1 protein-coding gene is annotated in these 781 nt (G+C 40.2%); it reads right to left on the reverse strand.

The genetic code is table 11. The features are described 5' to 3' along the window. Window positions 1-200: 200 nt before the first annotated feature. Complete coding sequence (locus tag D6024_RS26400) at window positions 201-665, reverse strand: hypothetical protein (RefSeq protein ID WP_162945073.1); 465 nt, start codon at window positions 663-665, stop codon at window positions 201-203. Window positions 666-781 lie beyond the last annotated feature (116 nt).

Consider the following 781-nt stretch of genomic DNA (forward strand, 5'->3'; position numbering starts at 1 on the left):
CAACGGAAAACGGCTTGGCGTTCGGTGGGGTATTTTATAACGTCCAGCCGATAACCAAAGCTGATTAGAATTATTGATGATGAATGTAAGAACTAAAGTTCAATATTGAACGTCGTGCTGGGACTACAGCCGAAAGATGCAAATAGTTGATATTCTATTCGTCACGCCCCACTGACGCCAAATCGCTGTTGTAGGCAGTTTTATTCCGCCCACTCATTGAAACTCTTAACCTTTCTCCAAGTGTTATCCTCTTGTCGCTCATACAGGTTATAATAACCGCCTCCGCAGACAAGTCCGCAGTAAAAGGCTTCTACGATGACCGCATATTTTCCGTTTATCGAAATCAGCGGTAACGAATAGGAAAAAAGGATGGTCTCAAGACGATTGTTTACAAGTTCCACTGTGTCATATAACCGAATACGTTTGTTTTTCAGGTTCCATTTATTTCGACGTTGACTATTTATTTGTTCAGCGAAATAGGCTGCGTCTTTACGGCTCAGAAGTTGTGTCAATCCAGTGCGGTTGTTAAAAATAGTCCCGTACTCATACGGTACGATTTCACTACTGTCTGGATATGCCACGTTGTTAACATGCCATTTTAAAATATCGTTGTCAACATGTCGAACCGCTTTTAAAACTGTGTCGCTTTGGAAAAGCCAAGTCATGAAATTTGTAATGCTTGTGTCTTTAACTGACTTGTTGAATTTCTGACTGAATGATGTGAAGAATGAAAAAATCAATATAATCGTTAGGAACGGTCTCATAAAAATTGCCTACAACG

This window comes from Flavisolibacter nicotianae, from assembly GCF_003628535.1.
GTDB classification, from domain to species: domain Bacteria; phylum Bacteroidota; class Bacteroidia; order Chitinophagales; family Chitinophagaceae; genus Flavisolibacter; species Flavisolibacter nicotianae.

Coding starts and splice junctions, on each gene's coding strand:
- D6024_RS26400 (WP_162945073.1), bottom strand. CDS start 665: ATGACTTGGCTTTTCCAAAGCGACACAGTTTTAAAAGCGGTTCGACAT.